General features: G+C 67.1%; 3 protein-coding genes. All 3 read left to right on the top strand.

What is annotated here, in order from left to right; all coding sequences use genetic code 11:
* The coding region (locus VJS90_RS21150; RefSeq protein ID WP_324123579.1) for a VWA domain-containing protein at positions 1-738 on the top strand (738 nt) is incomplete at its 5' end.
* Positions 735-2,336 (top strand): VWA domain-containing protein, encoded by a 1,602-nt coding sequence (locus VJS90_RS21145; RefSeq protein ID WP_324123578.1) that lies wholly within the window; start codon positions 735-737, stop codon positions 2,334-2,336. The genes VJS90_RS21150 and VJS90_RS21145, both read left to right, overlap by 4 nt.
* Positions 2,333-3,624: hypothetical protein (locus VJS90_RS21140; protein ID WP_324123577.1), on the top strand; the 1,292-nt coding region annotated here is incomplete at its 3' end. The genes VJS90_RS21145 and VJS90_RS21140, both read left to right, overlap by 4 nt.

Raw genomic sequence — 3,624 nt, 5'->3', positions numbered from 1 at the left:
CGGCCGATCCGCGACATCATGTTGGCCATCGATATCTCCCAGTCCATGCAAGCCCAGGACTACACCAACGCAATGGGCCAGCGGACCGATCGACTCACAGCGGTCAAATCGGTGGTGCGCGGTTTCATTGAGCGGCGCACAGACGACCGCATCGGCCTTATCGTTTTCGGCACTGGCGCTTACCCCCAGGCTCCGCTGACCCTGGACCACGCCAGCGTGCGCCTGCTGCTCGATGAGGTCGGCATTGGCATGGCCGGCCCGAACACCGCCCTGGGCGATGCCATCGGGCTCACCATCAAGGTATTGGCGCAGGCCCAGGAGCGGGAAAAAGTCCTGATCCTGCTGACCGACGGCAACGACACCGGCAGCGCCATCACCCCCGGACATGCGGCTCGCCTGGCCCGCGCACAGGGCATCGTGGTGCACACCATCGGTATCGGTGACCCGGCTGCCACAGGCGATGACAAGGTCGACCTCGCCGCCCTGCGGGAGATTGCGCGCACCACCGGTGGTCAGTTCTTTCGCGCCGATGATCGCCAGGCGCTACAGCAGGTCTACGACACCCTTGATCGCCTGACCCCTCATCAGGTCAAGACCTTCAGCCACCAACCCAAACGGGACCTGTTCGTCTGGCCGCTGGGCCTGGCGCTGACGCTATTGCTGGCTGGGCATCTGCTGGCCTTGGCGCGCGCCCGTCTGGCTGGCCGCCGGCCATTGTCCGGGGAGCCGCAGGCATGACCTTCGATCCTGGCGCGTTCCATTTCCTGCGGCCGATGTGGCTGCTGATGATCGTCCCGGGCCTGCTGTTGCCCGTGCTGTGGCTACGCCGACAGGACCCGCGCCGGCAACTGGAGGGCATCATCGCGCCTCACCTGGTCGAGCACCTGATGACCACGCCCAGGCAACACCGACACCTGCGCCCCGTTCACCTGCTGGGCGCCGGCCTGGTGCTCGGTGCCCTGGCCGCCGCCGGGCCTGCCTGGGTGCAGGACACTCCGGATTTTCTCGATGACCGCGCCCCGCTGATCCTTGCCGTGGACCTGTCCCCGTCGATGGATGCCGATGATGTGCCACCCAGTCGACTGGCTGCCGCCAGGCTGGTTCTGCACGACCTGCTCAAACGCCGGGGCGGCGCCCGTACCGCACTTATTGCCTATGCCGGTAACGCCCACCTGGTGCTGCCTGCCACCGAGGATCCGGCGCTGCTCGACATCTTCATCCAGGCGCTGGCCACCGACCTGATGAGCGCCCCAGGCAAGGACGCATTGGGCGCGATCGATCTGGCCTTGAAACTGCTGGCGGCCGAGCGGACACCTGGCACCCTCGTGTTGCTGACCGATGGCGGCGACGCCAGCCAGTTCCCGGCGATCGCCAAACGCGTTTCCGGCTCGCCACTGCAAGTGCTGGTACTGGCGGTCGGTAGCCAGTCCACGGGCCTGCTGCGCGATGCCCAGGGCCTTCCTCGGCGCGATGGCCAAGGCCGCCCGGTCGAAGGCACCTTCGATGAGCAAGGCCTGAAGGGGCTCGCCAAGGCCGCCAGCGCACCGCTGGGCAGCCTGTCGGTGGACGATGACGATCTGGACTGGATCGACCTGCATGCCCAGCGCCATTTCAAGGCAGCCCAAGGTGACGACGCCCAGGTGCGCTGGAACGACGCCGGCTATTGGTTATGCTGGCCGTTGCTGCTGGTGGTGCTGGCAACTGTTCGTCGCGGATGGCGGGTGAACTGGCTCCCCGGTGTATTGCTGGCCCTGGTGCTGGGCGGCGCTGCCGAGCCTGCGCGGGCAGGCACGTGGGTGGATGCGTTCTTCACTGCAGACCAGCAAGGGCGATGGGCATTCGAGCGTGGCGACTACTCGCAAGCGGCAGCGCACTTCCATGATCCCTACTGGAAAGGCGTCGCCGCTTATCAGGCGGCGGATTTCGAAGCGGCGCTCGCCAGCCTGGGCAAGCTCGACAGCGCCTCGGCCTGGTTCTACCAGGGCAACAGCCAGGTGCGCCTGTTCAAGTTCCCCCAGGCCATCGCCGCCTACCGGCAGGCCCTGCGCCTGCAGCCGGCATTTGCCGAAGCCAAGGCCAATCTGGCGCTGGCCGAAGCTCTGCTGAAGGAATACGAGGACCAACAGGCGCAGGGACTGCCCAACGAAAAACCTGACAAGGTCGTCGAAGACCAGGCCCCTGCGCCGGGCGGCAAAGCACAGCAGCAGAAGACCGCGCAGGCGGCTTCGGACCAGCTGTGGCTGGACAACCTGAACACATCCCCCGCGCAGTTTCTCAAACGCAAGTTTTCGATCCAGGACGCTGCGCAACGGCCGCAGGCGAAGGAGGCACCATGAGGCGATGGGCCATGCTGCTTTGTTGCCTGGCGGGGTGGACGATGGCCGACGCGCCAGACGTGCGGGTGCAAGCGCGCCTGGTCCCCGACACCCTGGTCATGACCGGCGCTACTGTCAGCCTGGAAGTCGACCTGCTGGTCGACACCTGGTTCACCGACGCGCCCGTCCTGCCCACGCTGCAGCTGCCCGGTGCGGTGGTCAGCCCACCGAGTGGCGAGGCCCGGCACCTGAACGAGCGACGCGACGGCAAGGCCTTCTTCGGCCTGCGCTACAGCTACTCGATCACGCCTGTCCAGGTGCAGCGCTTTGACATACCGGCGCTGACGTTCCGCGTTCGGACCGGCCCGAACAACGAGACGCTGGCGGTCAGCAGCCAGCCCCTGTCGTTGAAGGTCAAGGGGTTCGCTGATGGCGGCGGTGAACCGCGCCTGGTCGCGCGCAGCGTGCGGCTGGGCCAGGACATCCAGTACTCGCGTCAGCCGCTGCGTGTGGGGGACAGTGTGACCCGGCACCTGCATGTCGCCGCCGAAGGTGCGCAAGCGATGCTGCTGCCGACATTGGACTTTACCGAGGTCGAAGGGCTCAAGCGCTATGTGCAGACGCCTGACGTCAAACCGCTCAGCGACGGCCGTGGTGGCACGCTGGGCGGCCAGCGCGATGACAGTGCCTTGTATGTGATAGCGGCAGCCGGCCGTTACCGGTTGCCCGCGATCGAACTCCATTGGTGGGACGCGGCCACCGGCGAGCCGCGCAGTGTGTCGGTGCCTGCGGTGGAACTGATGGCGGAGGAGGGCGTGCATCAGGCGCCGTTCTCCCTTGCCGATGACCTTCGCGCTTTGAGACAGGGCGCCAGCGTCAGCATGGCCACCCGCGGGCTGCTGCTGACGCTGGCGCTACTGCTGCTCGGAGGGCTGGCCTGGGCCGGGCGCGGCTGGGGCCGGGCCGGCTGGAAATGGCTGTGCGCGTGGCGCCAGCGACGGCGGCAAGCCTGGCTGAGGTCTGCAGGCTACGCCTGGCGGCAGGCGCGTCGTCAGTGCGCCAGTGAGCCCGCTCGCCTTGATGGTTTGTACCTGTGGTTTCGGCGGGCCACTGGGCATCGCACATTGTCGTCAAGTGAACATCCCCCTGGCGGGCAATGCCAAGCCGATTTGCTAGCCTTTTTCGAGGCTGCCTACGGCGCGCACCGCGTCAGGGAGCCCACCCCCGATTCTCGGCGGCGACTGTTGTCGGCCCTGCGCCACGGGCTCGATACGTGCAAGGCGACACGACCGGCGAAACATGCGCTGCG

The organism is Pseudomonas sp. (assembly GCF_035277045.1).
Classification (GTDB): domain Bacteria; phylum Pseudomonadota; class Gammaproteobacteria; order Pseudomonadales; family Pseudomonadaceae; genus Aquipseudomonas.
Note: the sequence above shows the minus strand (reverse complement) of the source record. Positions and strands in the feature narration are given on the sequence as shown.

Excerpts from the sequence above, each read along its gene's own strand:
- VJS90_RS21145 (WP_324123578.1), top strand. The coding sequence starts at position 735 with ATGACCTTCGATCCTGGCGCGTTCCATTTCCTGCGGCCGATGTGGCTG.